The 26,978-nt window shown below is 70.0% G+C and carries 25 protein-coding genes; 20 read left to right on the top strand and 5 right to left on the bottom strand.

Annotation, left to right across the window (positions count from 1 at the left end; translation table 11 throughout):
* Positions 1-68: 68 nt before the first annotated feature.
* The 6 genes from ACEN96_RS00585 to ACEN96_RS00560 all read left to right on the top strand — a co-directional run bounded on the left by ACEN96_RS00585 (position 69) and on the right by ACEN96_RS00560 (position 8,977).
* Entirely contained in the window at positions 69-3,062 is a 2,994-nt protein-coding gene (locus tag ACEN96_RS00585) for a TonB-dependent receptor plug domain-containing protein (protein WP_495586115.1), read from the top strand.
* A gap of 116 nt (positions 3,063-3,178) precedes the next feature.
* A complete protein-coding gene (locus ACEN96_RS00580) occupies positions 3,179-5,062 on the top strand; it encodes a potassium transporter Kup (protein ID WP_495586114.1) in 1,884 nt (627 codons plus the stop codon).
* A 22-nt stretch (positions 5,063-5,084) separates the two neighbouring features.
* Complete coding sequence (locus tag ACEN96_RS00575; protein WP_495586113.1) at positions 5,085-6,260, top strand: benzoate/H(+) symporter BenE family transporter; 1,176 nt, start codon at positions 5,085-5,087, stop codon at positions 6,258-6,260.
* Between the two features lie 66 nt (positions 6,261-6,326).
* On the top strand, positions 6,327-7,310 hold the full coding sequence (gene gshB / locus ACEN96_RS00570; RefSeq protein WP_495586112.1) for a glutathione synthase: 984 nt from the start codon (positions 6,327-6,329) through the stop codon (positions 7,308-7,310).
* 28 nt (positions 7,311-7,338) lie between these two features.
* The gene (fghA, locus tag ACEN96_RS00565; RefSeq protein WP_495586111.1) at positions 7,339-8,199 is read left to right on the top strand and encodes an S-formylglutathione hydrolase; all 861 of its coding nucleotides are present in this window, start codon (positions 7,339-7,341) and stop codon (positions 8,197-8,199) included.
* Between the two features lie 34 nt (positions 8,200-8,233).
* On the top strand, positions 8,234-8,977 hold the full coding sequence (locus ACEN96_RS00560; protein ID WP_495586110.1) for a metallophosphoesterase family protein: 744 nt from the start codon (positions 8,234-8,236) through the stop codon (positions 8,975-8,977).
* Here ACEN96_RS00560 and ACEN96_RS00555 read toward each other — a convergent pair.
* Positions 8,962-10,050, bottom strand: a complete 1,089-nt coding sequence (locus ACEN96_RS00555; protein WP_495586109.1) for a Uma2 family endonuclease — start codon at positions 10,048-10,050, stop codon at positions 8,962-8,964. The two genes, ACEN96_RS00560 and ACEN96_RS00555, sit on opposite strands and share 16 nt — an antisense overlap.
* A 97-nt stretch (positions 10,051-10,147) precedes the next feature.
* The gene (locus ACEN96_RS00550) at positions 10,148-11,386 is read right to left on the bottom strand and encodes an MFS transporter (protein WP_495586108.1); all 1,239 of its coding nucleotides are present in this window, start codon (positions 11,384-11,386) and stop codon (positions 10,148-10,150) included.
* 53 nt (positions 11,387-11,439) lie between these two features.
* Between ACEN96_RS00550 and ACEN96_RS00545 the strand changes: the two genes are divergently transcribed.
* Entirely contained in the window at positions 11,440-12,027 is a 588-nt protein-coding gene (locus ACEN96_RS00545) for a helix-turn-helix domain-containing protein (protein ID WP_495586107.1), read from the top strand.
* A gap of 57 nt (positions 12,028-12,084) precedes the next feature.
* Here the strand turns inward: ACEN96_RS00545 and ACEN96_RS00540 are convergent, their stop codons facing one another.
* Positions 12,085-13,494 (bottom strand): cytochrome P450, encoded by a 1,410-nt coding sequence (locus ACEN96_RS00540; protein WP_495586106.1) that lies wholly within the window; start codon positions 13,492-13,494, stop codon positions 12,085-12,087.
* 112 nt (positions 13,495-13,606) lie between these two features.
* Here ACEN96_RS00540 and ACEN96_RS00535 point away from each other — a divergent pair, with 112 nt between their 5' ends.
* Entirely contained in the window at positions 13,607-14,491 is an 885-nt protein-coding gene (locus ACEN96_RS00535) for a helix-turn-helix domain-containing protein (protein ID WP_495586105.1), read from the top strand.
* A 22-nt stretch (positions 14,492-14,513) separates the two neighbouring features.
* A complete protein-coding gene (locus ACEN96_RS00530) occupies positions 14,514-16,388 on the top strand; it encodes an ATP-binding cassette domain-containing protein (protein ID WP_495586104.1) in 1,875 nt (624 codons plus the stop codon).
* A gap of 8 nt (positions 16,389-16,396) precedes the next feature.
* Here ACEN96_RS00530 and ACEN96_RS00525 read toward each other — a convergent pair whose 3' ends face one another.
* Positions 16,397-17,182, bottom strand: a complete 786-nt coding sequence (locus ACEN96_RS00525) for a fumarylacetoacetate hydrolase family protein (protein WP_495586103.1) — start codon at positions 17,180-17,182, stop codon at positions 16,397-16,399.
* A gap of 97 nt (positions 17,183-17,279) precedes the next feature.
* On the opposite strand from ACEN96_RS00525, the gene ACEN96_RS00520 reads away from it, so the two are divergent.
* Positions 17,280-17,759, top strand: a complete 480-nt coding sequence (locus tag ACEN96_RS00520) for an energy transducer TonB (RefSeq protein ID WP_495586102.1) — start codon at positions 17,280-17,282, stop codon at positions 17,757-17,759.
* Between the two features lie 18 nt (positions 17,760-17,777).
* Here the strand turns inward: ACEN96_RS00520 and ACEN96_RS00515 are convergent, their stop codons facing one another.
* On the bottom strand, positions 17,778-19,208 hold the full coding sequence (locus ACEN96_RS00515; RefSeq protein ID WP_495588694.1) for an aminotransferase-like domain-containing protein: 1,431 nt from the start codon (positions 19,206-19,208) through the stop codon (positions 17,778-17,780).
* Positions 19,209-19,348: 140 nt separating this feature from the next.
* Here ACEN96_RS00515 and ACEN96_RS00510 point away from each other — a divergent pair, with 140 nt between their 5' ends.
* From ACEN96_RS00510 to ACEN96_RS00465, 10 genes are all read left to right on the top strand, one after another.
* Complete coding sequence (locus ACEN96_RS00510; RefSeq protein WP_495586101.1) at positions 19,349-20,563, top strand: aminotransferase-like domain-containing protein; 1,215 nt, start codon at positions 19,349-19,351, stop codon at positions 20,561-20,563.
* 153 nt (positions 20,564-20,716) lie between these two features.
* Entirely contained in the window at positions 20,717-21,556 is an 840-nt protein-coding gene (locus ACEN96_RS00505) for a PhzF family phenazine biosynthesis protein (RefSeq protein ID WP_495586100.1), read from the top strand.
* Positions 21,557-21,566: 10 nt separating this feature from the next.
* Complete coding sequence (locus tag ACEN96_RS00500; protein WP_495586099.1) at positions 21,567-22,202, top strand: VOC family protein; 636 nt, start codon at positions 21,567-21,569, stop codon at positions 22,200-22,202.
* Positions 22,203-22,382: 180 nt separating this feature from the next.
* Positions 22,383-22,829 (top strand): GNAT family N-acetyltransferase, encoded by a 447-nt coding sequence (locus ACEN96_RS00495; protein WP_495586098.1) that lies wholly within the window; start codon positions 22,383-22,385, stop codon positions 22,827-22,829.
* Between the two features lie 64 nt (positions 22,830-22,893).
* Positions 22,894-23,838 (top strand): SMP-30/gluconolactonase/LRE family protein, encoded by a 945-nt coding sequence (locus tag ACEN96_RS00490; RefSeq protein ID WP_495586097.1) that lies wholly within the window; start codon positions 22,894-22,896, stop codon positions 23,836-23,838.
* Between the two features lie 292 nt (positions 23,839-24,130).
* Positions 24,131-24,685, top strand: coding sequence for an ATP synthase subunit I (locus ACEN96_RS00485; protein WP_495586096.1), 555 nt, complete (start codon positions 24,131-24,133; stop codon positions 24,683-24,685).
* A 15-nt stretch (positions 24,686-24,700) separates the two neighbouring features.
* On the top strand, positions 24,701-25,579 hold the full coding sequence (gene atpB, locus ACEN96_RS00480) for a F0F1 ATP synthase subunit A (protein WP_495586095.1): 879 nt from the start codon (positions 24,701-24,703) through the stop codon (positions 25,577-25,579).
* A 78-nt stretch (positions 25,580-25,657) separates the two neighbouring features.
* Positions 25,658-25,906: a F0F1 ATP synthase subunit C gene (atpE, locus tag ACEN96_RS00475; RefSeq protein ID WP_058933479.1), complete on the top strand. Its 249-nt coding sequence runs from the start codon at positions 25,658-25,660 to the stop codon at positions 25,904-25,906.
* A 38-nt stretch (positions 25,907-25,944) separates the two neighbouring features.
* Positions 25,945-26,415, top strand: a complete 471-nt coding sequence (locus ACEN96_RS00470; RefSeq protein ID WP_495586094.1) for a F0F1 ATP synthase subunit B — start codon at positions 25,945-25,947, stop codon at positions 26,413-26,415.
* Between the two features lie 2 nt (positions 26,416-26,417).
* Entirely contained in the window at positions 26,418-26,951 is a 534-nt protein-coding gene (locus ACEN96_RS00465; RefSeq protein ID WP_495586093.1) for a F0F1 ATP synthase subunit delta, read from the top strand.
* Positions 26,952-26,978: the final 27 nt, after the last annotated feature.

The following is a 26,978-nucleotide window of genomic DNA, read 5'->3' as shown; positions in this document are numbered from 1 at the left end:
GGCCCATGAGGTCCGTCTCCTTACCGTGACTCGCTCCCCCCGAGTTCTGTTCACAGGAGTGCACTCTCATGGTCCGTCCCTTCTTCCGTCCGCAAGGACCGCGCCTGGCGCGCGTCGCGGCCGCCGCCGCCCTCGCGCTGGCCAGTCAGTCCCATGCCCAGCAGACAGCCGGCCCCGCCGCCTCCGCGGCGCAGCCGTCCCTGGATGAATCGAAAAAGCTGGAGCGCGTCGAGGTCACCGGCACGCTGATCAAGCGCACCGACAAGGAGACGCCGTCGGTCGTCCAAAGTATCACGCGCGAGGAGATCCGCAATTCGGGGTATGCCAACGTCGAGGAACTGCTGCGTGCGAATTCCGCCGTGGACCTGGGCTCGATCGGCGACGGGGCCGCGTCGGGCTTCGTCGGCGGGGTGTCCACGATCTCGCTGCGCGGCTTCGGCTCCCAGGGCACGCTGATCCTGATCAACGGCCGGCGCACGGCGCCGGTCGCGGCGGTCGACGTGAACTTCGGCCGCGGCACCATGATCAACGTGAACACCATTCCCAAGGAGGCGATCGATCGCATCGACATCCTGAAGGACGGCGCCTCGGCGATGTACGGCTCGGACGCGATGGCGGGCGTCATCAACTACATCCTGCGCAAGGACTACCAGGGCGTCGAGGGCAGCGCGTCCTATGGCGCCAACGATCGCGGCGCCGGCGCGACGAAGACCGGCTCGCTGACCTTCGGCTTCGGCAACCTGGACACGCAGCGCTTCAACGTCTTCGGCGGCCTGGAGGTCTTCCGGCGCGACGGCGTGATGGCCAATGAGCTCAAGGACCGCGGCAACCTGGCGCTGCAGAACCAGTACCTCACGTCCACCGGCGCGCTGGCGCGGTTCACGCCGGACTCGTCGGCGTCCTTCTACGGCAACTACTACCGCGTGCCGGCCAGCCTGAGCGGCTCCACGACGCTGGGCGGCATCAGCGTCGCCAACAGCAACCTGGCGGGCGTGAACTACCTGGGCACGCTGCCGGGATGCCCGGCGGACCGCACCGTCGGCCAGGGCGTGCCGAACCGGCCGCCCGGCCTCCTGCCGACGAACGCCACGCTGCCGACCGGCCTGTGCCGCTTCAGCCTGGACGACGCGGACGAGGTCATCGCCAAGCAGGACCGCCAGAGCGGCATGGTGCGCGGCGCCTTCGCGATCAACAGCGACCTGACCGCCTACGCCGACCTGATGATCTCCAAGACCAGGACGACCGAGCGGCGCACGCCCTATGCGATGACCACCTCGCTGGTGACGTCGGGCAACCCGGTCGGGACGACCTGGCCGAAGCTCGACGGCAGCTTCCTGAGGCAGAACGCGATCATCCTGCCGGTGGGCCATCCGGACAACCCGACCAACGGCACGGCCAGCCAGCAGCCGGTGCAGCTGATCTACCGCTTCGAGGACCTGCCCACCGGCGACATCAACGTGCTGCGCTCCACGCGATTGACCGCGGGCCTGGAAGGCACGGCCTTCGGCTGGGACTTCGACACCGCGATCCTGTTCAGCCAGAACAACAACGAGCGCTTCCAGGAAGGCCGCGTGCGCAGCTCGCTGCTCAACGCGGCGATCGCCAGCGGCAGCTACCGCTTCGGCAAGCCCAATGCGCCGGAGGCGATCAACAGCGTCTCGTCGACGGCCTACAACGAGGGCAAGTCGCGCCTGCTGTCCTGGGACGTGCGCGGCAGCCGGGAGCTGTTCCAGCTGCCGGGCGGCCCGGCGGCGATCGCCGTCGGCACCGAGCTTCGCAAGGAGAAGCTGGAGGCCGTGCCCGACGAGGTCTACGGCACCGGCGACTACATCGGCCTGGTGGCCAACGGCGCCGCGGGCAGCCGCAAGTCCTACGCGGCGTTCACCGAACTGAGCCTGCCGGTCGTCAGGCAGCTGGAGCTCCAGGCCGCCGCGCGCTACGAGCACTACGACGACTTCGGCAACAGCACCACCGGCAAGACCGGCTTCAAGTGGACGGCGCTGCCCTCGCTGATGGTGTTCCGCGGCACGGCGGCGACCGGGTTCCGCGCGCCGGCGATCTCGCAGATCGGCAACTCCTTCGCGCTCTCCTTCCACAGCTTCCAGGAGCGCCGCGTGTTCGACAGCCTGCGCTGCGACACCAGCAACCCCGACGCGCCGGTCAGCAAGGCGCCGGTGCCGGTCAACCGCGACTGCAACGTGCTGGGATTCACCGCGGTGCCGGCGGGCACGGTCAGCCCGGGCAGCCTTCCGACGGTCATCAGCGCCAATCCGGCGCTGCAGCCGGAGAAGTCCAACTCGTTCACCTTCGGCATGATCTTCACGCCGAGCCGGTACGCCGACCTGGCGATCGACGGCTGGTACTTCCACCGCAAGAACGAGATCCGCTCGCAGCGCGGCGTGGACATCATGGACGGCTACAACGCCAATCCGGCGGGGAACACCCAGGTGGTGCGCGACCCCAATCCCGAGTCGTGGCTGCCGGGCGTGCCCGACAGCGGGCCGATCATCATGCTGGTGCGGCAGTACGGCAACAACGAGTGGACCAAGACCTCGGGCGTCGACTACGACCTGAACGTCCGCCTGCCGGCCCTGCCCTGGGGCAAGTTCAGCATGAACGTGAACGGCACCTACACCGCGCGCTATGACCAGCTGGTGGTGAAGGGACAGGCGGTGCAGCGCCAGGTGGGCACCACCAGCTCGGATATCTCGAAGACCCGCGCCAGCGCCACCTTCAAGTGGGACACCGACCGCGCGCGCGCGTGGATCCGCTTCAACCACGCGGATCCGCTGGCCAGCACGGTGTGCTCGTCGCTGACTGCGGCGCAGCGGGCCTTCCTGGGCAACCTCGGCCGCTGCCGGGTGGGCCGCGACCGCACCATCGACCTGGGCGCCTCGTACAGCGGCATCAAGGGGCTGACGCTGTCGGCCAGCGTGATGAACGTGACCAACGACTACGACCGCGCCAACGGCATCCCGACCGTGCTGAGCTACTACGACACCGGCGCGTCCAACGTGCTGGGCCGGCGTTTCAATGTCGCGGCGAGCTACGTGTTCCGGTGACGGCCGTCAAGCCCGCCCCCGCAACGGCAGGAGGCGGGCATTGACGCACCGCACAATGGAAGGCAGACAATAGGCCCTTTCGACTTCCGGCGGCCCTCGCGGCCGCTCGCGCTTTCGTGAGTTCACATCACGCGCCCCGCTCGCCGGCCGTCCTGGCCGGCCTGACCATCGGCGCCCTCGGTGTCGTCTACGGCGACATCGGCACCAGCCCCCTTTACGCGCTGAAGGAGGTCTTCCACGGCGCGCACGTCCCGATGACCCACGACAACATCCTCGGGGTGCTGTCGCTGCTGTTCTGGACCATGACCATCGTGGTCTCCCTCAAGTACGTGCTGCTGATCCTGCGCGCGGACAACAACGGCGAGGGCGGCCTGATCGCGATGCTGGCGCTGGCCACCACCGCCGTGCGCGAGAAGCCGACGCTGCGGCGCGGGCTGATGCTGGTGGGCCTGTTCGGCACCGCGATCTTCTTCGGCGACGCGGTCATCACGCCGGCCATGACGGTGCTTTCGGCGGTCGAGGGCATCGAGGTCTACGCGCCGCAGTACCACGACGCGGTCGTGCCGATCGCGCTGGTGGTGCTGGCGGGCCTGTTCTCGGTGCAGCGCTTCGGCACCGGCGGCGTGGGCAAGGCCTTCGGGCCGGTGATGCTGGTGTGGTTCACCTCGCTGGTGCTGCTGGGCGTGCCCAAGATCGTCCAGAACCCGCAGGTGCTGCAGGCCATCAACCCGCTCTACGCGATCGACTTCTGCCTGCACTACGGCTGGATCGCCTTCGTCGCGCTGGGCGCCGTCGTGCTGGTCGTGACCGGCGGCGAGGCGCTCTACGCCGACCTGGGCCACTTCGGCAAGCAGCCGATCCGCATCGCCTGGTACAGCTTCGTGATGCCGGCGCTGGCGATCAACTATTTCGGCCAGGGCGCGCTGCTGCTGGAACGGCCCGAGGCGATCAAGAACCCGTTCTTCCTGCTCGCGCCGGGCTGGGCCGAGATCCCGCTGTTCGGGCTGGCGACGCTGGCGGCGATCGTGGCCTCGCAGGCGCTGATCACGGCGGCGTTCTCGGTGACCAAGCAGGCGGTGCAGCTGGGCCTGCTGCCGCGGCTGCGCATCGTCCATACCTCGGTGCGCGACATCGGCCAGATCTACGTGCCCTTCGTGAACTGGGGGTTGTTCGCCTTCGTCGTCGTGGCGGTGGCCTTCTTCGGCTCGTCGAGCAAGCTGGCCGGCGCCTACGGCGTCGCGGTGACCATCGACATGACGATCACCACGGTCATGACCTTCTTCGTGATCCGCTTCGGTTGGCGCTATCCGCTGTGGCTGTGCGTGGTCGCCACCGGCGCGTTCTTCCTGATCGACGCGACCTTCCTGGCCTCCAACCTGCTCAAGGTCGCCCACGGCGGCTGGTTCCCGCTGCTGATCGGCATCGGCATGTTCACGCTGATGCTGACCTGGAAGCAGGGCCGCCGGCTGCTGTCGGACAAGCTGCGCGAGGACGCCATCGACCTCAAGAGCTTCCTGGAAGCCGTGTTCATCAACCCGCCCACGCGCGTGACCGGCTCCGCGGTGTTCCTGTCGGCCGAGCAGGGCGTGACGCCCAACGCGCTGCTGCACAACCTCAAGCACAACAAGGTGCTGCATGAGCAGAACCTGTTCGTCAGCGTCCGCCATCACGAGGTGCCGTGGATCGGCTTCGAGAAGCGCTGCGAGGTCGAGAGCCTGGACAACGACTGCTGGCAGGTGACGCTGCACTTCGGCTTCAAGAACGAGCCCGACGTGCCGGACGCGCTCAAGCTGCTCGAGCAGCGGGGCGTCCATCTGGACGAGATGGAGACCAGCTACTTTCTCTCGCGCGACATCGTGATCCCGACCATCGGCTCGGGCATGGCGCTGTGGCGGGAGAAGCTGTTCGCCAGCATGCACCGCAACGCGGCCGCGGCGGCGGACTTCCTGCACCTGCCGACCAACCGGATCGTGGAGCTGGGCTCGAAGGTGGAGATCTGATCCGGACGTAAGCTCCGCGTCCATGAAACGCTGGCTGCAAGACCTGTCCCTCTCCACCGCCGTCGCGGGCTTCGTCGCGGTGCTGGTGGGCTTCACCAGTTCGGTGGCGATCGTGTTCCAGGCGGCGCAGGCGCTGGGCGCCACGCCGGCGCAGACCAGCTCCTGGATCTGGGCGCTCGGGCTGGGCATGGGGCTCACCAGCCTGGGCCTGTCGCTGTGGACCCGCCAGCCGGTGCTGACGGCCTGGTCCACGCCCGGCGCGGCGCTGCTGGCGGGCGTGTCCGGGGTGTCCATGGGCGAGGCCGTCGGCGCCTTCGTCGTCTGCGGCGTGCTGATCCTGATCGCCGGCGCGACCCGCTGGTTCGAACGGATCATGGACCGCATCCCCGTGGCCATCGCCGCCGCGCTGCTGGCCGGCGTGCTGTCGCGTTTCGGGCTCGACGCGGTGCTCGCGGCGAAGAGCGCCCCGGCGATGGTGCTGGTCATGGCGCTGACCTATGTGCTGGCGCGCCGCTTCCTGCCCCGCTACGCGACGCCGCTGGTGCTGCTGGCCGGCATCGCCGTGGCGGCCACGCAGGGGCGGCTGCATCTCGAGGCCGTCCAATGGGGCTGGGCGCAGCCGGTGTGGGTGACGCCGGCGTTCTCGGTGACCGCGCTGATCGGCGTGGCGCTGCCGCTGTTCCTGGTCACGATGGCCTCGCAGAACCTGCCCGGCGTCGCGGCGCAGCGGGCCTCGGGCTACCAGACGCCGGTGTCGGCGAGCATCGCCGCCACCGGCCTGGCCTCGATCGTGTTCGCGCCCTTCGGCGGCTACGCGTTCAACCTGGCCGCCATCACCGCGGCGATCTGCATGGGGCGCGAGGCGCACGAGGATCCGGCCAAGCGCTACACGGCCTCCGCGATGGCCGGGCTGTTCTACATCGCCATCGGCCTGGCCGGCGGCGCGGTGGTGGGGCTGCTGACGGCCTTCCCGCGCGAGCTGATCGCGGCGGTGGCCGGGCTGGCGCTGCTGGGGACGATCGCCGGCGGCCTGTCGGCGGCGCTGAAGGACGAGCGCCACCGCGACGCGGCGATCCTGACCTTCCTGGTGACGCTGTCGGGACTGAGCCTGCTGGGCATCGGCTCGGCGTTCTGGGGTGTGGTCGCCGGTGCGGTTTCTCTTTTGGTGCAACACTTCCGGGCTGCTCCGAGGTCGTGATCCTGCCTCGGGGGCTGGCCCTCGCTGCCGCACTCCCTGCTGAATTCCTTGTCGAAAGCCTTGCCCATGAAACTGCTGTTCGTCGCCGATCCGCTGACCGCGTTCAACACCTACAAGGATTCCACCTTCGCGATGATGCGCGAGGCCGCCCGGCGCGGCCACGAGCTGTGGGTGTGCGAGGTGCCGGATCTCCTGTGGATCAGCGGCGGTCGCGTGACCGCGCACGGGGCGAAGCGGCTGGCGCTGACGCCCGAGGCGATCGCCAGCCAGGCCGGCACGAAGCTGGCGGTGTGGCATGAGATCGCCGCCACGCGGGACCTGGCGCTGGCCGAGGTCGACGCGGTGCTGATGCGCAAGGACCCGCCCTTCGATTCGGAGTTCTTCTACGCGACCCACCTGCTGGAGCAGGCCGAGCGCGAAGGCGCGCGGGTGTTCAACAAGCCGGCGGCGCTGCGCGACCATCCGGAGAAGCTGGCGATCCTGGAGTTCCCGCAGTTCATCACGCCGACGCTGGTGACGCGCTCGGCGGCGGCGATCCGGACCTTCCACGCGGAGCATCAGGACATCATCCTGAAGCCGCTGGACGGGATGGGCGGGATGGGCATCTTCCGCGTCAAGGCCGATGCGCTGAACCTGGGCAGCATCATCGAGACGCTGAACAAGAACGGCGCGCAGTCCGTGATGGTGCAGCGCTTCGTGCCGGACATCGTCAAGGGCGACAAGCGCATCCTGCTGATCGGCGGCAAGCCGGTGCCGTACTCGCTGGCGCGGATCCCGCAAGGCACCGAGGTGCGCGGCAACCTGGCCGCCGGCGGCAAGGGCGTCGCGCAGGCGCTGACCGAGGACGACCGCCGCATCGCCGAGGCGCTGGCGCCGGTGCTCGCGGCGCGCGGGCTGCTGCTGGTGGGGCTGGACGTGATCGGCGACAAGATGACCGAGATCAACGTGACCAGCCCGACCTGCTTCCAGGAAATCACGCAGCAGACCGGGTTCGACGTCGGCGCGGTGTTCATCGACGCGCTGGAAGCGGCGCTGGCCGCCGCGCGCTGAGCGCCGCCGCGGCGCATCGGGGATCGACATGGACTTCGAACTGATCAGCGAGCACGCCTGCTTCGGCGGCGTGCAGCGTTTCCACCGTCACGACTCGGCCGAGATCGGCCTGCCGATGCGCTTCGCGCTGTTCCTGCCGCCGGGCGGCGCGCGGGCGGCGAAGGGGCTGCTGGTGTTCCTCGCGGGGCTGACCTGCACCGAGGAGACCTTCACGATGAAGGCGGGCGCGCAGCGCAAGGCGGCGGAACTCGGCCTGGCGCTGCTGATGCCCGACACCAGCCCGCGCGGCGAGGCCGTGAGCGCGCTGCCGGGCGCGGCGTCGTCATGGGATTTCGGCATCGCGGCGGGCTTCTACCTGGATGCGACGCAGGCGCCCTGGGCGGCGCACTGGCGGATGGAGAGCTACCTGATGAAGGAGCTGATTCCGCAGGTGCAGGCGCTGCTCGGGCTGGATGGGGCCAAGACCGGCATCGCCGGGCATTCGATGGGCGGGCATGGCGCGCTGACGCTGGCGCTGCGGCATCCGGGGGCGTTCGCGTCGGTGTCGGCGATCGCGCCGATCGCCGCGCCCAGCCGCTGCCCCTGGGGCGTGAAGGCCTTCACCGGCTACCTCGGCGAGGACCGCGACGCCTGGCCCGCGCATGACGCGAGCGCGCTGATGCAGGCGCGGGATCGCGCGCCGTATCCGCATGGCATCCTGGTCGACCAGGGGCTGGCGGACAAGTTCCTGGTGGAGCAGCTGTATCCCGAGGCGCTGGAATCGGCTTGCGCGTCGGTCAGCCAGCCGCTGACGCTACGCCGCCACGACGGCTATGACCACGGCTATTACTTCATCGCCACGGTGATCGACGATCACCTCGTCCACCACGCGCGGCAACTGGCGGGCTGATCGCCAGGCTCCGCGCCGCCACCGAAAGGCCGCCATGCGCATCGCCCTGCTGTCCGACATTCACGGCAACCTGCCGGCGCTGGAGGCCGTCGTGGCCGATGCGCGGCGGCGCGGTGTCGACCAGATCGTGAATCTCGGCGACATCCTGTCGGGGCCGCTGCAGCCGCTGGAGACCGCGCGCTACCTGATGGCCGAAGGCTGGCCGACGATCGCCGGCAACCATGAACGGCAGGTGCTCGCGATCACGGCGGAGAAGCCCGGCGGCGCCTCCGACCGCTTCACGCGGGAGCGGCTCGGAGAGGCGGAGCTGGCCTGGCTGCGCTCGTTGCCGAAGACGCTTCAACTGAGCGAGGAGGTGTTCCTCTGCCACGGGACGCCGCGCAGCGACATCGAATACTTCCTCGACACGCAGGACGGGCCGCGCTTGGTGGCGGCCTCGTGCGCGGAGGTCGAAGACCGGCTCGGGGGCCAGTCCTCGACCTTGGTGTGCTGCGGACATACGCACGTGCCGCGCGTGGTGCGCAGCGCGCGAGGGCAGTGGCTCGTGAATCCGGGCAGCGTCGGCCTGCAGGCCTGGGATGACGAACACCCGGTCTATCACGTCGCCGAAAACGGATCGCCGGATGCGCGATACGCCATCGTCGAAAAGTCGAGCGAAGGCTGGGCCACCCAGTCGATCAGCGTGCCCTACGACCACGAGGCGATGGCGCGGATCGCGGCCGGCAACGGCCGCGAGGACTGGGCGCGGTGGTTGAGGACCGGTTACGCCGCAGCCTGACCGCTGGACGCGACGCGCGCGTAGATGACCTCCGCGGGGATGGTCAGGTCCAGGGATGCCAGATGGAGCGTTGCATCGCCAATCGACGCGTGGCGGGACCAGGTCCCGTCGTCCTCGCGGCGATGAAGGTCGATGTGACGGCGGACATGGTCGACCAGCACGTACTCCCGCAGCGACGGGATCTGAAGGTAGTGCTGACGCTTGACCGTCCGGTCATGACGCGCCGTCGACGCCGACAGGACTTCGATGAGGATCATGGGCCGGCGCATCATGTCGTCGTCGGACAGGTCGGCGTTGTCACACACGACGGAGACGTCCGGGAAGAATCCGCCTTGCGTAGCCTCACAGCACAGGCGCAGGTTGCTTCCGAACACCTCGCACGGGGAACCCGCGAGATGACGCTGCAAGCAGGACACGAGGTTCACCACGACGCGCTCGTGATTGCGTGTCGCGCCGGCCAGTGCATGGATGACGCCGTCGAAGAACTCGTACCTCGACAGCTCCGAATGGGCGGGGGCTCGGTCCCAGTCGAGAAACTCGCGCAGCGTCAGGGCTTGGCGAGCCGCGTCCAGGCCCGCGAAGACCTGAGCCACGTCGACGCCGATGCCCAGCGACTCCAAGCGCGCGATGTCTCCAAGGCGGTACTCCGAGATCGCCCAGGTGCCGTCCGCTTGCAGGCGATCGATGCGCATGGTGCGCGCGGCCGGATCCACGACCACCAGTTCCCGCAGCGCGGCGATGCGGCGCAAGGTCAACGTCCGCCCCGTGACCTCCAGTGCACGCACGCCTGCCGAGACCATTTCCATGACCACGGACGGATCCATCGGCGCGGAGCAGGGTGCGACCCTCGCATCGGGGAGCAGGACGTTGTGCCTGTCCACCTTCAGCGGTTCCCCGCGCACGAAGGTCGCCAAGCCGCGATCGCCCAGCTGGCGCTTCATCGCCCCCGTGACATTCACGAGCACCCGGAAGAACGCAGGATCACGGTCCGGCACGGGGAAGGGCCGCCCGCCGATCAGCTCGTGAGCGCGCTCCTGCTCCGCTTGCCATTTCAAGAACTCGTCGGCGGTCATCAGCTGTTCTTGATACATGAAGGACACCGCACCCCTCCCGCAACTTCATGAGGAAAGGTGGTGATTCTTCGGAGGCTGTCCGTCGACGTCTCTCACCTCAATCAGCGTGAAAGCGACCCGTGGTCCCCGATCGAAGGCGACTGGGTGACCGGAACAAGGAGGGCGGTTCCGGATCCATCGCGCCGGGCGCCTGGCCCAGCCCGCGCCAGGCGAACAGCGCCAGCGGGATCGCCAGCGCCGACAGCGCCAGCGCGAGGCCGCCGGCGGCGCTCCACCCCCAGCGCTCGACGACCGCGCCCATCAGCGGCGGCCCGAGCAGCGCGCCCGAGGCGCCGAACTGCGTCAGGCGGCCGCTCGCCAGCGCGAGCCTTCCGGGCGTGCCTGCGGCCAGCGGCAGCAGCGCGAAGACGAGGCTGGGGAAGACGCCGGACGCGGCGTTGATCGCGATCGCCAGGGCCGCCTGCACGGACGCGGTGCCGCCGTCGCGCAGCGCCGCCATGAAGAGCGCCCCCGACAAGCCCAGCGAGATCGCCATCCCCGCGGCGATCGCCCGCGAAGGGGCGCCGCGGCGCCGCAGCAGCCAGGCGCCGATCGCACTGGCCGGCACGTTCGCGAGCGCGGCGGCGGCGGTCCAGCTGCCGGCGGCACCCAGCGGCATCCCGCCCTGCGCGAGCAGGCTGGGCAGCAGCGCGAGCAGGCCGACCTCCGCGATCGCATAGGCGCCGAACGCCGCGACCAGCGCCCACAGCCGCGCGCCGGTCCGGCCGGGCGGCGCGTGCGCGTGCTCATCGGCGGTGGAGATGTCCGCGGGCACCGCGCGCAGCGCCAGCCACAGCAGCACGCCGCCCGCCACGCTGAGCACCTGCGCCGGCCGCCAGCCGGCCCAGCCGGCCGCGTTCGCATAGGCCCAGGCGCCCAGCGCCATGCCCACCGGCACGAAGGTGCTCCACAAGGCCATCGCGGCGGCCTGGCGCCGGCCCTCGGCCGCGCGCGCGATCAGCACCGGCGCCGCGACGACGATCGCCAGGTAGCCCAGGCTCTCGACGAAGCGGGCCAGCGCCAGCAGCGCCACGCCCTGCGCGAAGGCCGCGCCCGCCGCGCCGGCCGCCAGCGCCAGCACCGCCGCCGACAGCGAGCGCTTGAGCCCGAAGCGCGGCAGCCGGTGCCCGGCGATGCCGCCGAGCGTCGCGCCGCAGACCTCGAGCAGCGAGGTGAGGGCGGCCATCGCCGCCAGGCCCAGGTGGAGCTCGCGCGCGATCGGCGGCGACAAGGCGGCCAGCTTGCCCAACTGGGCCGCGGCGAACACGCCGCAAAGGTAGTACAGCAGAATCCTCACGTCGGTCCTTTCGTGCCGATGCCTGTGTTGTCGATCGATTGCCCGCCCGCGCCATGAACGATTCGCCGCTGCTCTTCAGCGATGCCCGCCAGCTCGGCCGCAGCCTGCGGCTGTGGCGCTCGCTGCGCCGGCTCAAGCAGGGCGCGGTCGCGGCGGAGCTCGGCGTGTCGCAGACGACGGTGTCGCGCTGGGAATCGGGCCTCGCGGCGCCGTCCTTCGATGAACAGCAGAGGCTGCGCCGGCTGATGGCCGCGCGGCTGGACAGCGCGGCGGACTTCGAACTCGGCCGGCTGGTCGAACGCGCGCCAGCGCCGATCCATCTGATCTGCGACCTGAGCCATCGCCTGCTGGCGATGTCCAGCGCCCGCGAGCGTGATTGCCGCCTGCCGCGGGCCGAGCTGATCGGCCGCGCGCTGTGGTGCTACGCGACGCCCGAGATCGTCGCGCAGGAGGGGCGGCTCGACGCACTCGGCTGGTTCGAGCCGGCGCCCGCGGCGGTCGAGTTCGACACCGGCGCGGCCGTCGAGCAGGACATGCCCATCCTGCCCAGCCGCATGCGCTGGGTGCGCCTTCAGCTGTCGGACGGGAGCTTCGTGCGATTGACGGAGACCATCGTGATGGCGCGCGGGCCGGACGCGTGACGGGGACATGCCCGCCACCCTAGGCGGGGCGGCGGGCCTTGTCCATGAATGAAATATTCAGCGCGGATACAGCCGCAGGTGCAGCGCCTGCTTCGGCCTCAAGGTGATGTTGAGCACCGGCTCCGGCGGCACCGCGCCGGGGACAGGTGTCAGGCGGAAACGCTGCAGCAGCATCGCCGCCACCAGCGTGATCTCGGTCAGCGCGAAGTGGCTGCCCAAGCAGACGCGCGGCCCCGCGCCGAAAGGCATCCACGCGCCGCGCGGAATCTCCGGATGACCGTGGCCCGGATCGAAGCGCTCCGGCCGGAAGGCGTCGGGTTCCTCGAACCAGCGCGGGTCGCGCTGCATCACGCCGGGTGTGATGCGCAGCATGGCGCCGGGTCGCAGCGTCAGACCGCCGATGCGCAGTTCCGTCGCTGCTTGCCGGGAGAACAGCGCCGGTGCCGGTGGATGCAGCCGCAGCGACTCCTTGATGCACAGGCTGAGCCAGGGCAGGCGGGTGAGGTCGCCCGCCTCCGGCGCGCGGCCGCCCAGCGCCTCGTCGACCTCGTCGATCGCCCGCCGCTGCGCGTCCGGATGCGCCGCCAGGCACCAGCCCCACCAGGTCAGCGCCGCGGCGCTGGTCTCGTGGCCTGCCAGAAAGGTCGTCATGCACTCGTCCCGCAGCGCCCTGTCATCGAGCCCCTGGCCGTCCTCGCCGCGCAGCGACATCAGCAGCGCCAGGAGGTCCCCGGACGGCGCGTCCGCCGCCGGGACCGCGGCCTGGGCCGCGCGGCGCCGCGCGATGTGCCAGCGGATCAACGCGTCGAGCGTCTTCAATGCGTGGCGCTTGCCGCGCTTCCACGGCGCCCACAAGGGGGCGCTGACGGGCACGTACATCTCGCCCATCGCGACCCGCCCCAGCTCATGCACCGCCCAGGCCGCCTGCTCCGATGCAGCCTCGTGTCCGGCGCCGATGCCGGCGCCGCTGACGGAGAACAGCGTGCGCAGGATCACGTCCATCGTCAGCAGCGTCATCAGCCGTTCGAAGTCGATGTCGGCGGCCTGTCCCGCCGCTGGCGCCGCGCGGTCCAGTGACTGGCGCGAGGCGGCCACCATCAGCGGCACGAAGCCCTGCACCCGTCGCGGCGAGAAACCGGGCTGCAGCAGCTTGCGCTGGCGCTGCCAGGCCGACCCCTCGGCGACCAGCACGCTGCGGCCATGCGCGTCGGCGAAGACCTGCGTCGCGCGCTCCCAGCGGATCATCCCGTCGTGACTGGCGATCAGCAGCTCGCGCACCTGCTCGGGGTGGAAGAAGTTGTAGTCGTCCAGGCCGAGCAGGCGCTGATGGACAACGTCGCCGTAGCGCTGCTGCAGCCGCTTCATGTGGCCGAGATAGTCGCGGCGCATCGAAAGGATCTCGGGCAGTCCGGCCCAGCGGGGGCGCGGTCCGGGCAGGGTGTCGGGAATCGCGGGGACGTGGCTCATGGCGGGCATCCTGCTCGCGGCTGGCGCGAGCCGTCTTGAATGGAAGCGACATCGGCGGGGCTTCTCCCGGGGCTTGAAGGATCCGTGCCGAAGGCCCCTAGACTGCGGCGCCATGGACGCCCCCCTGCATCCCGCCACCGTCGCCCGGCTGCGCATCCCTGCGCGCGCGCTGGAGGGTTGCCTGTACGCCTACCTCTGGCGCGACCTGTCGGCGGCCGGCGCACAGGGGTTCGACCTGAGCGAGGCCCAGTGCCGGAGCTGGTTCCCGGCGACGCCGCTGTGCGGGCTCAGCTGGTCGCTGAGCGGCCGCGTGCGCCGCCTGGGCGCTGGCGGCGAGCCCGGCGAGTGGCTGCCGCCGGGCGTGCTGGGCGGTCCGCGCGGCGGGCCGCACCGCTTCCAGTCGACACCCGATGGACGCGCCTTCATGGTGGCGATCCGGCCTGAAGCGCTGCAGGCGATGACGGGCCTGGACATCGGCGCGCTCAAGGACCGCCTGGTGCCGCTGTCGGAGATCGGCGATCCGGATTGGCACGCGCTCGACGCCGCCATGCTGGCCGCCCGCGATGAACCCGACGCCCGGCGCACCCTCGAGGCCTTCCTGCTGCCGCGCTGGCGCGCCGTGCGCGAACGCGTGCTGGCTGACGATCCGGTGCCGCGCGGCTACGCCGGCTGGATGCAGCGCCTGGCGCTGCGCGCGATCGCCGCCGGGCACGGCCGCAGCGTCCGGCAGGCGGAACGCCGCATCAAGCAATGGACCGGCCAGAGCCTGCGCGCGCTGCGGCTGGTCAGCCGCGCCGAGGCGGCCTTCCAGGACGTGCGCCGCCTCGACGAGGACGAAGGCGCGGTGATCTGGAGCGCGCTGGCGCAGGAGCACGGCTACGCGGACCAGGCGCACCTGTGCCGCGAGACCCGCCGGCTCAGCGGTTTCAGCCCCGAGGAACTGCGCCGCCGCGTCGCGGCCGACGAGGCGTTCTGGGCCTACCGCGTCTGGGTGTGAGCCCATCGAGGACAATCCCCCGATGGCTGTCCTCTCCCTCACCAATGCCCACCTCGCCTTCGGTCACGTGCCGCTGCTCGATGGCGCCAACTTTTCCCTGGAAACCGGCGACCGTGTCGGCCTGATCGGCCGCAACGGCACGGGCAAGTCCTCGATGCTGAAGGTCCTCGCCGGCCTCGAGAAGCTCGACGACGGCCTGCTGCAGCTCGAGAAGGGCCTGACCAGCGTCTACGTCCCCCAGGAACCCCAACTGCGCCCCGAGGCGACGATCTTCGACGTCGTCAGCGAAGGCGTGGCCGAGGCCAAGGCGCTGCGCGCCCGCTACGAGGCGCATGACGAGAACGACGATCTGGCCTGGGTGCAGGAGCGCATCGAGCAGATCGGCGCCTGGAACTGGGAGCAGCGGGTCGACGAGACGCTGCACCGGCTGGACCTGGCCGGCGACCGGCGCGTGGGCGAACTGTCAGGCGGCCTGAAGAAGCGCGTCGCGCTCGCGCGCGCGCTGGTGGCCCAGCCCGACGTGCTGCTGCTGGACGAACCGACCAACCACCTGGACCTGGACGCGATCCGCTGGCTCGAGGAGCTGCTCAACGGCTTCAAGGGCTCGCTGCTGCTGATCACCCACGACCGCGCCTTCCTGGACAACGTCGCCAACCGCATCGTCGAACTCGATCGCGGCCAGCTGCGCGGCTACCCCGGCAACTTCGCCGCCTTCCAGGCCGCCAAGGCCTACGAGCTGGAGAACGAGGCGCTCGCGAACGCGCGCTTCGACAAGCTGCTGGCGCAGGAGGAAGTCTGGATCCGCAAGGGCGTCGAGGCCCGCCGCACCCGCAGCGTGGCCCGCGTGCAGCGCCTGCACGAGATGCGCCATGAACGCGCCGCCCGCCGCGACGTGCAGGGCAAGGTGCGGCTGGACGTCGCCACCGGCGAGTCCAGCGGCAAGATCGTCGCCGAGCTCGAGAACGTCTCCAAGCGCTTCGGCGAGCGCGTCATCGTCGACAACTTCACCGGCACCATCCTGCGCGGCGACAAGGTCGGCCTGATCGGCCCGAACGGCGCCGGCAAGACCACGCTGCTCAAGATGATCCTCGGCGAGCTGCCGCCCGATAGCGGCACGGTGCGCCTGGGCACGAAGATGACGGTCGCCTACTTCGACCAGATGCGCGACGCGCTCAACCTGAACGCCACGCTCGCCGACACCATCAGCCCCGGCAGCGAATGGATCGAGATCGGCAACCAGCGCAAGCACGTCAAGAGCTATCTGGGCGACTTCCTGTTCTCGCCGGCACGGGCGGACTCGCCGGTGTCCAGCCTGTCCGGCGGCGAACGCAACCGGCTGCTGCTCGCGCGCCTGTTCGCCCGGCCGGCCAACGTGCTGGTGCTGGACGAACCCACCAACGACCTCGACATCGAAACGCTCGAACTGCTCGAGGAACTGCTGGCCGAATACGACGGCACGGTGTTCCTCGTCAGCCACGACCGGCGCTTCCTGGACAACGTCGTGACCTCGACCATCGTCAGCGAAGGCGCCGGCAAATGGCGCGAGTACGAAGGCGACATCGAGGACTGGCTGCAACAGTCGCAGCGCGCGGCCGACATCAAGGCGCGCCAGGCACCGGCCGCCGCGGCGCCCACGCCAGCTCCCGCCCCGGCGCCCGCGCCCGTGGTCGCGACCAAGCGCAAGCTCAGCTACAAGGAGCAGCGCGAACTGGACGAGATCCCCGCGAAGATCGGCGCGCTGGAGACGGAGCAGAAGCATCTGCAGGCACTGCTCAACAGCACTGAGCTCTATCAACAAGGGGCGGCGAAGATCACCGAAGTCACCAACCGGGCGGCGGAGATCGATGAGGAGCTGCTCGCGCTGATGGAGCGGTGGGAAGCGCTCGAGGCGAAGTGAGGGACGCGTCAGGCCTTGACGGTGAGGTCGCCGAGACCGGCGTAGCGCGCCGTCACCGTCACGCCCTTCGGCAGCTTCGTGGCCACCCGCCATGAGCCCGTCGTGACGACGCTGCCGGCCGGCACGGTCTGGCCGGTGCGCGTCGCCTCTTGAAGCCATCCAGCGACGACCCAGGCCGGATCGTTCAGGCCATGGCCGCCAGCGCCGGCCATCGGCGGCTGATCGCCGACGATCAGCTCGCAGGGCTGATTCGCCCAGTCGTGACCAGGCTTCCAGGCCTGCCAAGGACCCAGCGCCAGCGCGCCATGCGTCTGGGCGTCGGCCAGCCGCAGCAGGTTGCCGGCGGCAAGGCCGCGCTGCCAGCGCGAGCCCAGCCATTCAACGGCCACGCACATCGCATCGATCAGATGCTCGGCCTGGCCAGGGACCAGCGCGGCAGCCATCTCGGGCGTCACGTCCTGGCCCAGGCGCAGCGCGATCTCGGCCTCGGCGCCGATGAGCGACAGATCACCGAAGTCACCGCCGTTGCGCAGGCCGCGGACCTCGCGCGCGCGCAGCGGCGGCAGCGGCGAGTGACCCAGCGCGCCATCGCGCGACGAGCCGCCGCACTTCCAGACCTGCACGCGCCCCGGCGCCAGCCAGTCGAGCCGCCTGGCGAGCTCGGCCTGCGCCGCGTACGCGGCCGGTTCGTCGGGGAGCGACCAGGCGGCGTCGTCCAGCAGCGTGTCGTCGGACCAGGCCTGGGCGAGCGCGGCACCCAGGTCGGCGGGGGAAGAAGGGCTAGGGATCGTCATGAGCGCGGATCTTAGGCGCCGCCGCTAGCATCCAGCCCGACAACGACGTGCCGGGCGAAGCTCCGTCCAGCGCAGACACGGCCAGGGAGGCCTCCAGATGATCGATGGCTCCGGATTCTCGGCGCACGCCGCCGCGTTGTTCTTGTGCGCGCTGCTTGTGGCCTGCGCGCCGCAGCCGCTCAATCCCTTCGGGCGTCCGTACGACGACAAGAATGTCCTGACGCCCGGCCCCCTCGGCGGTTGCAAGGGTGCGTACGACGTGCCTCCGTATCTCGAGTTCGGCAGCAAGACCATGTATCCGGCGACGCAGCACATGAACTCGTACAGCGGCGATGTCGAGGTCGAGCTCCGCGTCGACGCGCAAGGCCAGGTGACGCCGCTGACGGTGGCCGAGGGGCCGGCCCGCTTGTTCATCAACCACAACAACCTGGCCATGAAGGACTGGCGCGTGCGCCCCGCCACCCGGAACGGCACGCCGGTCGAGACGGTCTGCCGCTTGCGCCAGAGCTACCGGATCATCGGGCCCTACGCGCCGATCCGCGACGACAACGAGCCGCCGCCGCCGGACCGCCACTGACCGCAAGCGCCGGCCGGATCAGCGCTTGAGCGCCTCGCGGGCGCGCGTCAGCGCCTGCCAGAACTTCGGATCCTGCGAGGTCGCGAAGTTGATCCGCATCAGCGTGCCCGGCGTGCGCGTCGGGCTGAACAGGATGCCCGGCGCGATCAGCCAGCCCTGGTCCATCATCGCGGGCGCGAGCCGCTCGGTGTCCGCGCCGACGTCGACCCAGCCGAACAGCCCCGCCGGCGCCGCCGCGAAGCGGCAGCCCGCGTCCTCGGCCAGCCTCACGCAGCGCTGCCGCGCCGCCACCAGCCGCGCGGAGATGCGCTCCGCATGCTTGCGCAGCAGGCCCTGCTCGAGGCACAGCGCCACGGCACGGTCCATCAGCGGACTGGTGGTGAGCGAGGCCAGCAGCTTCAGCTCGGTGAGCCGCGTCATGCGGTCCGGGCTCGCCGCGACGAAGCCGACCCGCCAGGCCGGCGACAGCATCTTCGAGAAGCCCGAGACGTAGATCGTGCGCCGCAACTGGTCGAGCGCCGCCAGGCGCGGCGCGTGGTTCGGCGCGAACAGCGCGTAGGTGTCGTCCTCGACGATCAGCAGGTCGTGCTCGTGCGCCAGCTGCAGCACCTGGTGCGCGTGCGCCAGGTCCAGCGTCGCGCCGGTCGGGTTGTGCAGCACCGACACCGTCACGTACATGCGCGGGCGATGCTCGTCGATGAGGCGCCGCATCACCGCCATGTCCGGTCCGTGCGCGCCGCGCGGCACCGGCAGCAGCCGCATGCCGGCCTGCGACAGGCGCGCGTACTCGATCGCCCAGCCGGGGTCGTCGACCAGCACCGCGTCGCCCGGCTCGAGGAAGGCGCGCGTGATCAGGTCCAGCCCGTGCGTGGCGCCGACCGTGCTCATGATCTGGTCCGGCGCGGCCTGGATCGCGATGTCCAGCAGCCGCCGCGACAGCGCGCGGCGCAGCCGCTCGTCGCCGAGCGGCTCGCCGTAGCCCGACAGCAGCGCGTCATCCGCCTGCGCGGCCAGGCGGCGCAGCGTCGACTGCAGCAGGCCCAGGTCCAGCCATTCCGCCGGCAGCGTGCCCAGGCCCGGCGAACGCCGCGCGTCGGCCTGGAACATGCCGCGGATCAGCGCGCTGGCGTCGACGGGCGGCGGCAGCGGCGACCGGAGCGTTCCGGCGGCGGGCGCGGCCGCCGGTGTGCGCGGTGGCAGCGGCCGGGTTTCGCGAACGTAGAACCCTCGCTTGTTGCGAGCCTCCAGCAGGCCTTGCGCGAGCAACTGGTCGTAGGCCGCCACGACCGTGTACGGACTTACCCCGTGATGCCGCGCGCAGTCCCGCACCGAGGGCAGCCGCGCGCCTGGCAGCAGCAGCCGCTGCTGGATGCGCGCCGCGAATCGCTGCGCCAGCTGCTGCGCCAGCGGCTGGCTCGCATTGCGCGACAGGGCGCCGGGCGCGACCATCGTGGCCGTCGAACCGGCCGCGCCGGCGTTCGCTGTGCTGGTGTCCATGCCGATACAGATGATGCGGTGGTATGGCTCAGTGTATTGGTTCTGTGCTGGTCGACGCACTAGACTGGGCCGCTCAACCGGAGACAACCCCCATGAATCGCAGTCCCTGGACGCAAGCCCGCCGTGCCGCGCGCATGAACCCGTCCATCATCCGAGAGATCCTGAAGGTCACCGAGAAGCCAGGCATCCTGTCGATGGCCGGCGGCCTGCCCAGCGCCGACACGTTTCCGGTCGAGGCCATCAAGACCGCCTGCGACCGCGTGCTGACCCACAACGCCAAGGAAGCGTTGCAGTACGCGGCCAGCGAGGGCTTCGCGCCGCTGCGCGAGTGGGTGGCGGCCAAGGTGGCGACGCTGGGGATCCAGGCCTCGCCGGACCAGGTGCTGATCACCAGCGGGTCGCAGCAGGGCCTGGACCTGGTCGGCAAGCTGCTGTGCGACGCGGGCGCGCCAGTGGCCGTCGAGACCCCGACCTACCTGGGCGCGCTGCAGGCCTTCACGCCCTACGAGCCGATCTTCGCCAGCCTGGCCAGCGATGACGAAGGCCCGCTGCCCGACGCGATCGAGGCGCTGCCGCACGACGCGCCGGGCACGCGCTTCGCCTACCTGCTCCCGAACTACCAGAACCCGACCGGCCGCGTGATGAGCGCCGGCCGCCGTCAGGCCGTCGTGGCCGCCGCGCGCAAGGCCGGCGTGCCGATCGTCGAGGACAACCCCTACGGCGACCTGTGGTTCGACCAGCCGTCGCCGCCGTCGCTGAGCTCGCTGTGGCCCGAGGGCAGCATCTACCTGGGCTCGTTCTCGAAGGTGCTGACGCCGGGCTTCCGCCTGGGCTACATCGTCGCGCCCAGCGAGATCTATCCCAAGCTGCTGCAGGCCAAGCAGGCTGCCGACCTGCACACGCCGGGCTTCAACCAGCGCGTGGTGCACGAGGTCATCAAGGGTGGCTTCCTGGACGAGCACGTGCCCAAGATCCGCGCCCGCTACAAGGCCAATCGCGACGCGATGGCCAAGGCGCTGGCCGAGTGCCTGCCCCCGGGCTGCGAGTGGCGGGTGCCCGAAGGCGGCATGTTCTTCTGGATCCGCCTGCCCGAGGGCCTGGACGCGATGGCGCTGCTGCCGCGCGCCGTCGACGCCGGCATCGCCTACGTGCCGGGCGCCGCGTTCTACGCGCACCAGCCCGACCCGCGCACGCTGCGCCTGTCCTTCGTGACGCTGACGCCCGACCTGATCGCCGAAGGCGTCGACAAGCTCGGCCGCGTGCTGCACGAGGCGCTCGCGCTGACGACCGCCGAAACAGCGCCCTGATTCGGCGCCCTGATTCGGCGCCCTGACGCGGCGCTGATTTCCTGCTGACGCCGCGCCGGGCCGCCGCGCCCGGCGTGTCCCCTGTTCCTGGCACCGTCACCGCCCCGTCAGCCGGGCGCGGTCGACTTCGCCCTGTCGCCAACGAGGTCCCGCATGTCCGAGCTCCGCCGATTCGTCCAGGTCGATGTCTTCACCGCCGAGGCCCTGAAGGGCAATCCGCTGGCCGTCGTGGTCGATGGCGCGGGCCTGGACGAGGCGGTGATGGCTGCTTTCGCGCGCTGGACCAACCTGTCCGAGACGACCTTCCTGCTGCCGCCCACCGATCCGGCGGCCGACTATCGCGTCCGCATCTTCACGCCCGGCGGCGAGCTGCCGTTCGCGGGCCATCCGACGCTGGGTTCGGCCCACGCCTGGCTGTCCAGCGGCGGCGATCCGAAGCGGCCCGGCGAGGTCGTCCAGGAATGCGCGATCGGCCTGGTGCGCATCCGCCGCGATGGCGGCCGGCTCGCGTTCGCGGCGCCGCCGCTCAAGCGTGAAGGGCCGGTCGAGCCCGCGCTGCGCGCGCAGGCGCTGAAGGCGCTGCGCCTGGACGAGCCGGCACTGCTGGACCTGGTCTGGGTCGACAACGGTCCGCAGTGGATGGCTGCCCGGCTGACGTCGGCGGAGGCGGTGCTGGCGCTGCGACCGGACTTCGTCGCGATGGCGGGACTGAAGCTGGGCGTCGTGGGCGCTTATCCTGCGGGCTCGCCGCAGCAGTTCGAGGTCCGGGCCTTCGTGCCCGGGCTGGGCGTTCCGGAAGACCCGGTGACGGGCAGCCTGAACGCGGGTCTGGCACTATGGCTGCAGGGCGCCGGTCTGGCGCCCGACCGCTATGTGGCCGCCCAGGGCGCCGCCCTCGGGCGCGCCGGCCGGATCCACGTGGCGCGCGAAGACGGGCATTGCTGGATTGGCGGCGATGTCACCCCATTGATCCACGGTCAGGTGAGGTTGTAAGGCCATGAACATGGAAGTCGATCATCTCGTTGTCGCCGCGAACACGCTGGAAGAGGGCCGCGCCTGGTGCGAACGCGTCCTCGGCGTTTCGCCCCAGCCCGGCGGGCGCCATGCGCTCATGGGCACGCACAACGTCCTGCTCAACATCAGCGCCCCGAACTATCCGCGCTGCTATCTCGAAATCATCGCCATCGACCCGGAGGCCCCGGCGCCTGGCCGTCCGCGCTGGTTCGACCTTGACCAGCCCGCGGTGCGCGAGCGGCTGAAGGAGGGGCCGGCGCTGCTGCACTGGGTCGCCCGGGTGCCCAACCTGGACGCCACGCTGGCGATCTGGCAGGGCGAGGGCGTCGACGCCGGCGAGGCGGTCGACGCGGCGCGCGGCGATCTCAGCTGGCGCATCGCGCTGCGCGAGGACGGACGCCGGCTGCGCAAGGAAGGCCTGCCGGTGCCGATCGAATGGAAGGGCGATGCCCATCCGACCGACAAGCTGCCCGAGAGCGGCGTGCAGCTGCTGGGCTTCGAGGCCCGCGACGGCCTGCGCGCCGAGCTCTCGACGCCCAAGGGCACGGTCGAGCTGGAGGCGATCGAAGGCACCTTGTCCGATGCGCCGACGCAGTCTGGTGATCTCGACGACGCACGGGCCTGACGAGCAGCCAGGACCGGTTCCGTGAGGACGCGCTGACGGCCGGCTTCGCCATTCACGGCCCGGCCGCCGGCCCTTGAGCGCAGCCCCTAGGAAGACGGCTTGAAGGCGGAGCCCGGCTCGCTACACTCGCCCGCTGTGGATACGCCTGACATACGACTGATCTGTCCTGATTCGCCCACGATGTGGGAAGAAGCGCGCGCGATCATGCGCGAATACGCGCAGACCCTGGACGTCGACCTGTCCTTCCAGGACTTCGAGCGGGAACTGGCGTCGCTGCCCGGCGAGTACGACGCACCGCAAGGCGCGATGCTGCTGGCGCTGGTCGACGGCCAGGTCGCCGGCTGCGGCGGCTTCCGGCCGCTGGCCGATTCGGACTACGCCAACGCCTGCGAGATGAAGCGCCTGTTCATCCGCCCCGCGTTCCGCCGCTTCGGCCTGGGCCGCACGATGGCGCAGGCGCTGATCGACCGCGCCACCGGCGCCGGCTACTCCAGCATGCTGCTGGACACGCTCGACGACATGGAGGCCGCGCGCGGCCTGTACGAGAGCCTCGGCTTCGAGGAGATCCCGCCGTACTACTTCAACCCGGTCGCGGGCGCGCACTACCTGAAGGTGGACCTGGCCTGATCGCGGCAGGGACTTCCCTCCGGCCGCCGCGGGTTTCGCCGGGTTACCGGCATAGCATCGGGGGATGACCTCGCACGCCGCTTCGCTCGCCACCACGTCCTCCGACGAGGACTTCCGCCTGACGCCCGCCTCGATGACGCCGGCGCTGCTCGGCGAGTCGCCGTTCTGGCACCCATTGGAGCAATGCCTCTATTACGTCGACATCCCGGGGAAGGCGTTGTTCCGGCTCCACAGCGCCACCGAGGCGCCGACGCGCTGGGCGCTCAACGACGAGCCGGGCTGCGTGGTGCCGCTGGTCGAAGGCGGCCTGCTGATCCCGCAGCGCAACGGGCTGTGGCGTTTCGATCCGAGGACCGGCGAGTACGTGAAGCTGCTCGACCCGCCGTACGACTCGGCCAAGCGCCGCTTCAACGATGGCAAGGCCGATGCGAAGGGGCGTCTGTGGGTCGGCACGATCGACGACGCGCGCCAGCCCGCGTCGGCGCTGTACTGCCTGCGCGACGGCGCCTTCGTCCAGATGAAGGACGGCATCACGACGTCCAACGGCCTGGGCTGGAGCCCGGATGGCCGCACGATGTACTGGGCCGACACCAAGGCGCATGAGATCTACCGGCTCGGCTTCGACGCGGACAGCGGCGCGCTCGGCGAGCGCGAGCCGTTCGCGCGCTTCGAGCCGCGCGGTCCGGAGCAGCCGCTCGAGACCTATGGCGGCCGGCCGGATGGCGCGGCGGTCGATGTCGAGGGCGGCTATTGGGTCGCGATGATGGAAGGGCAGCAACTGCTGCGGCTGTCGCCGGCGGGCGAGGTGCTCACGCGCGTCGAACTGCCGGTGCGCTGCGCCACCATGCCGACCTTCGGTGGTGCGGACCTGCGCACCATCTTCGTCACCACCGCACGGGAAAAGCGCAGCGAGGCGGAGCTCGCCGCCCAGCCCTGGGCCGGCTGCGTGCTGAAGATGCGGGTCCCGGTCGCCGGCCTGCCGGTGCAGTTCGCGCGCTGGCCGGGCTGACCGGCCTTCTTCGACTGCGATCGGGCGGCCGCTGCCGCATGACTTGCGGCACGGCCCTGGGGAACCGCGCGCAATCCCGAGCGCGCCCTGGGGGCCAGGTGTTGCGCGCGCACCTCGCGCGGGCGGCGCGCCGATTCCCGCGAAGCCCGATGAACAGGGCCCTCGAGCGCCCTATGCGCGCTTCGCACGGACTGTCAAGTCGCGGCGGATGGGCTGGCGCCACGGCCTGTTAAGGGTCTGTAAGGCCAGTACCCCTATAATCCCATGGTTTTGCTGATCGTGCCCTGAAGCCGTGAATCCCGATCCAGCGCGCGCATCCGATGCGCCGCCCGCCGAGCCGCCCACCCGCGTTCCGAAGGACGCCGGAAGTGCCGCCGGCCAGGATCCCTGGGACGACCGAATCGACGGAGATGCGGACGGCGAACCGGCTTTCAAGCCCCTGACGCGAGAAGAAGCACAGGACTTGCGGGCCCGGCTCCCGGTGGTGTCGGCCTGGTCGTTGTTGACCTGGCAGGCCGCGGCGGGGGCCGCGATGGTCGCGTTGTGGGGGCTGTTGTCCCTGCAGGGCGACAAAACCTGGTCGGCGCTGTTCGGTGCCGTCTCGGTGGTCGTGCCGAACGCCCTGATGGCGTGGGGCATGACCCGGCGCCCGGCGATGGGCGGCGGCACCGCGGTGCTGGCGTTCATGGTGTGGGAGCTGATCAAGATCATTCTGGCGGTCGCCATCCTGGTGGCGGTCGCCGTGGGGTTCTCGTCGTTGAGTTGGCCAGCCATGCTGTCGACCCTCGTCGTGACCCTGAAGGCAAATTGGCTGGCCCTGCTTCGGCGGGGTCGATTCAAAAAATAGCATCGGAAAGCAACCATGGCAGCAGAAGGACACGCGCCGACCTCGGGTGAATACATCACCCACCACTTGCAGCACTGGCAGAAGAATTTCCAATTCCAGGACGTCAAGCAGACGAACATCGTCGACTTCAGCGTCTTCAACTTCGACTCGCTGCTGTACACGTCGGTCCTCGGCCTGCTGGCTGTCTTCTTCCTCTGGCGTGCCGCACGCAAGGCCCATGCCGGCGTCCCCGGCCGCTTCCAGGCCGCCGTCGAGATCCTGGTCGAGATGGTCGACAACCAGGCCAAGGCGCTGATCCACAACGAGAAGAGCCGCAAGCTCGTCGGCCCGCTGGCGCTGACCGTGTTCATCTGGATCTTCTTCATGAACGCCATGGACATGCTGCCCGTCGACGCGCTGCCGTCGCTGTGGGCCTGGTATGTCGGCACCACCGGCCACGATCCCCACCACGCCTACCAGCGCGTCGTCCCGACCGCCGACCTGTCCACGACCCTGGGCCTGTCCACCGGCGTGCTGCTGCTGTGCTTCTTCTACAACATCAAGATCAAGGGCCTGGGCGGCTGGGCCCATGAGCTGATCGCGGCGCCGTTCGGCGACCACTGGGCGCTGTGGCCCTTCAACTTCCTCATGCAGGTCATCGAGTTCATCGCCAAGACGGTGTCTCATGGCATGCGGCTGTTCGGCAACATGTTCGCCGGCGAACTCGTGTTCATGCTGATCGCCCTGATGGGTGGCGGCTGGGCCCTGACCGGCACCGGCATCGGCCTGGCCATCGGCCATGTCATCGCCGGCACGGTCTGGACGCTGTTCCACATCCTTGTGATCACGCTGCAGGCCTTCATCTTCATGATGCTGACGCTGATCTACCTGGGCCAGGCGCACGACGCGCACTGATCCGGCCGGACAGCCTCGATCCCGATTCAACAGTTCCTTTTCCCTTTCCCTTTTATCTAACTCTCTCAGGAGCAAAACATGGAAAACATCCTCGGTCTGGTCGCTCTGGCTTGCGGCATCATCGTTGGTCTGGGCGCGATCGGCGCTTCCATCGGCATCGCGCTGATGGGCGGCAAGTTCCTGGAGTCCTCGGCCCGTCAACCCGAGCTGATGAACGAACTGCAAACCAAGATGTTCATTCTGGCCGGCCTGATCGACGCCGCCTTCCTGATCGGCGTCGCCATCGCCCTGCTGTTCGCCTTCGCCAATCCGTTCGTCCTGCGTTAATCCGCTACGACCCCTTTCACGACTGAAAGGATCGTGCCGTGAATATCAACGCTAGCCTGTTCATTCAGTGGATCCCGTTCATCGTTCTCGTATTCGTGACGATGAAGTTCATCTGGCCGCCGATCGTGAAGGCGCTGGACGAACGCGCGGACAAGATCCGCACTGGCCTGGCTGCCGCCGACCAGGCGAAGGCCGAACTGGCCACCGCCAACAAGAAGGTCGACGAGCAACTGGCGCAGACCCGCAACGAAACCACGAAGCTGCTGTCCGACGCTGAGAAGCGCGGCGCGGCCATCGTGGACGAGGCGAAGAAGCGCGCGGAAGACGAAGCTGCCAAGATCATCGCCGCTGCCAAGGCTGAAGCCGAGCAGCAGTCGGTGCGTGCCCGCGAGGTCCTGCGCGAGCAGGTCGCCGCGCTGGCCGTCAAGGGCGCCGAGCAAATCCTGCAGCGCGAGGTCAATGCCAGCGTGCACGCCGAATTGCTGAACCGTCTCAAGACGGAGCTGTAATCATGGCTGAACTCGCAACCATTGCCCGTCCCTACGCCGAAGCGCTGTTCCAGGTCGCGTCCTCCCAGGACCTGAAGGCCTGGAACGAGCAACTGGCCGCGCTGGCGCTCGTCGCCGGCGACAGCCAGCTGCGCCAGTTCGCCGACGACCCGAAGGTGGGCACCGACCAGGTGTTCCAGGTCATGTCGGCGGCCAGCAAGCAGACGCTGCTGCCCGGCGTGCAGAACTTCCTGCGCGAGGTGATCGCCAATGGCCGCCTGTCGGCGCTGCCGGCGATGGTCCAGCAGTTCCACGACCTGGCCAACGCGGCTTCCGGCGTGTCCGATGCGCACATCTACAGCGCGTTCCCGATCGAGCCAGCCCAGCTGGCCGACGTGGTCGCGTCGCTGGAGAAGCGCTTCGGTCGCAAGCTGCAAGCCAACGTTGAGCTGGAACCTGGCCTGATCGGCGGTATCCGTGTGGTGGTCGGCGACGAGGTGCTGGACACCTCGGTCAAGGCCCGCCTGGAACGCATGAAAGTGGCGCTGACGGCCTGAGGCGCAAGCCTCCGGCTTTCGGCCCGA

It is taken from the genome of Roseateles sp. Mitsp63, from assembly GCF_059491535.1.
This window is presented reverse-complemented; position numbering and strand designations above follow the sequence as displayed.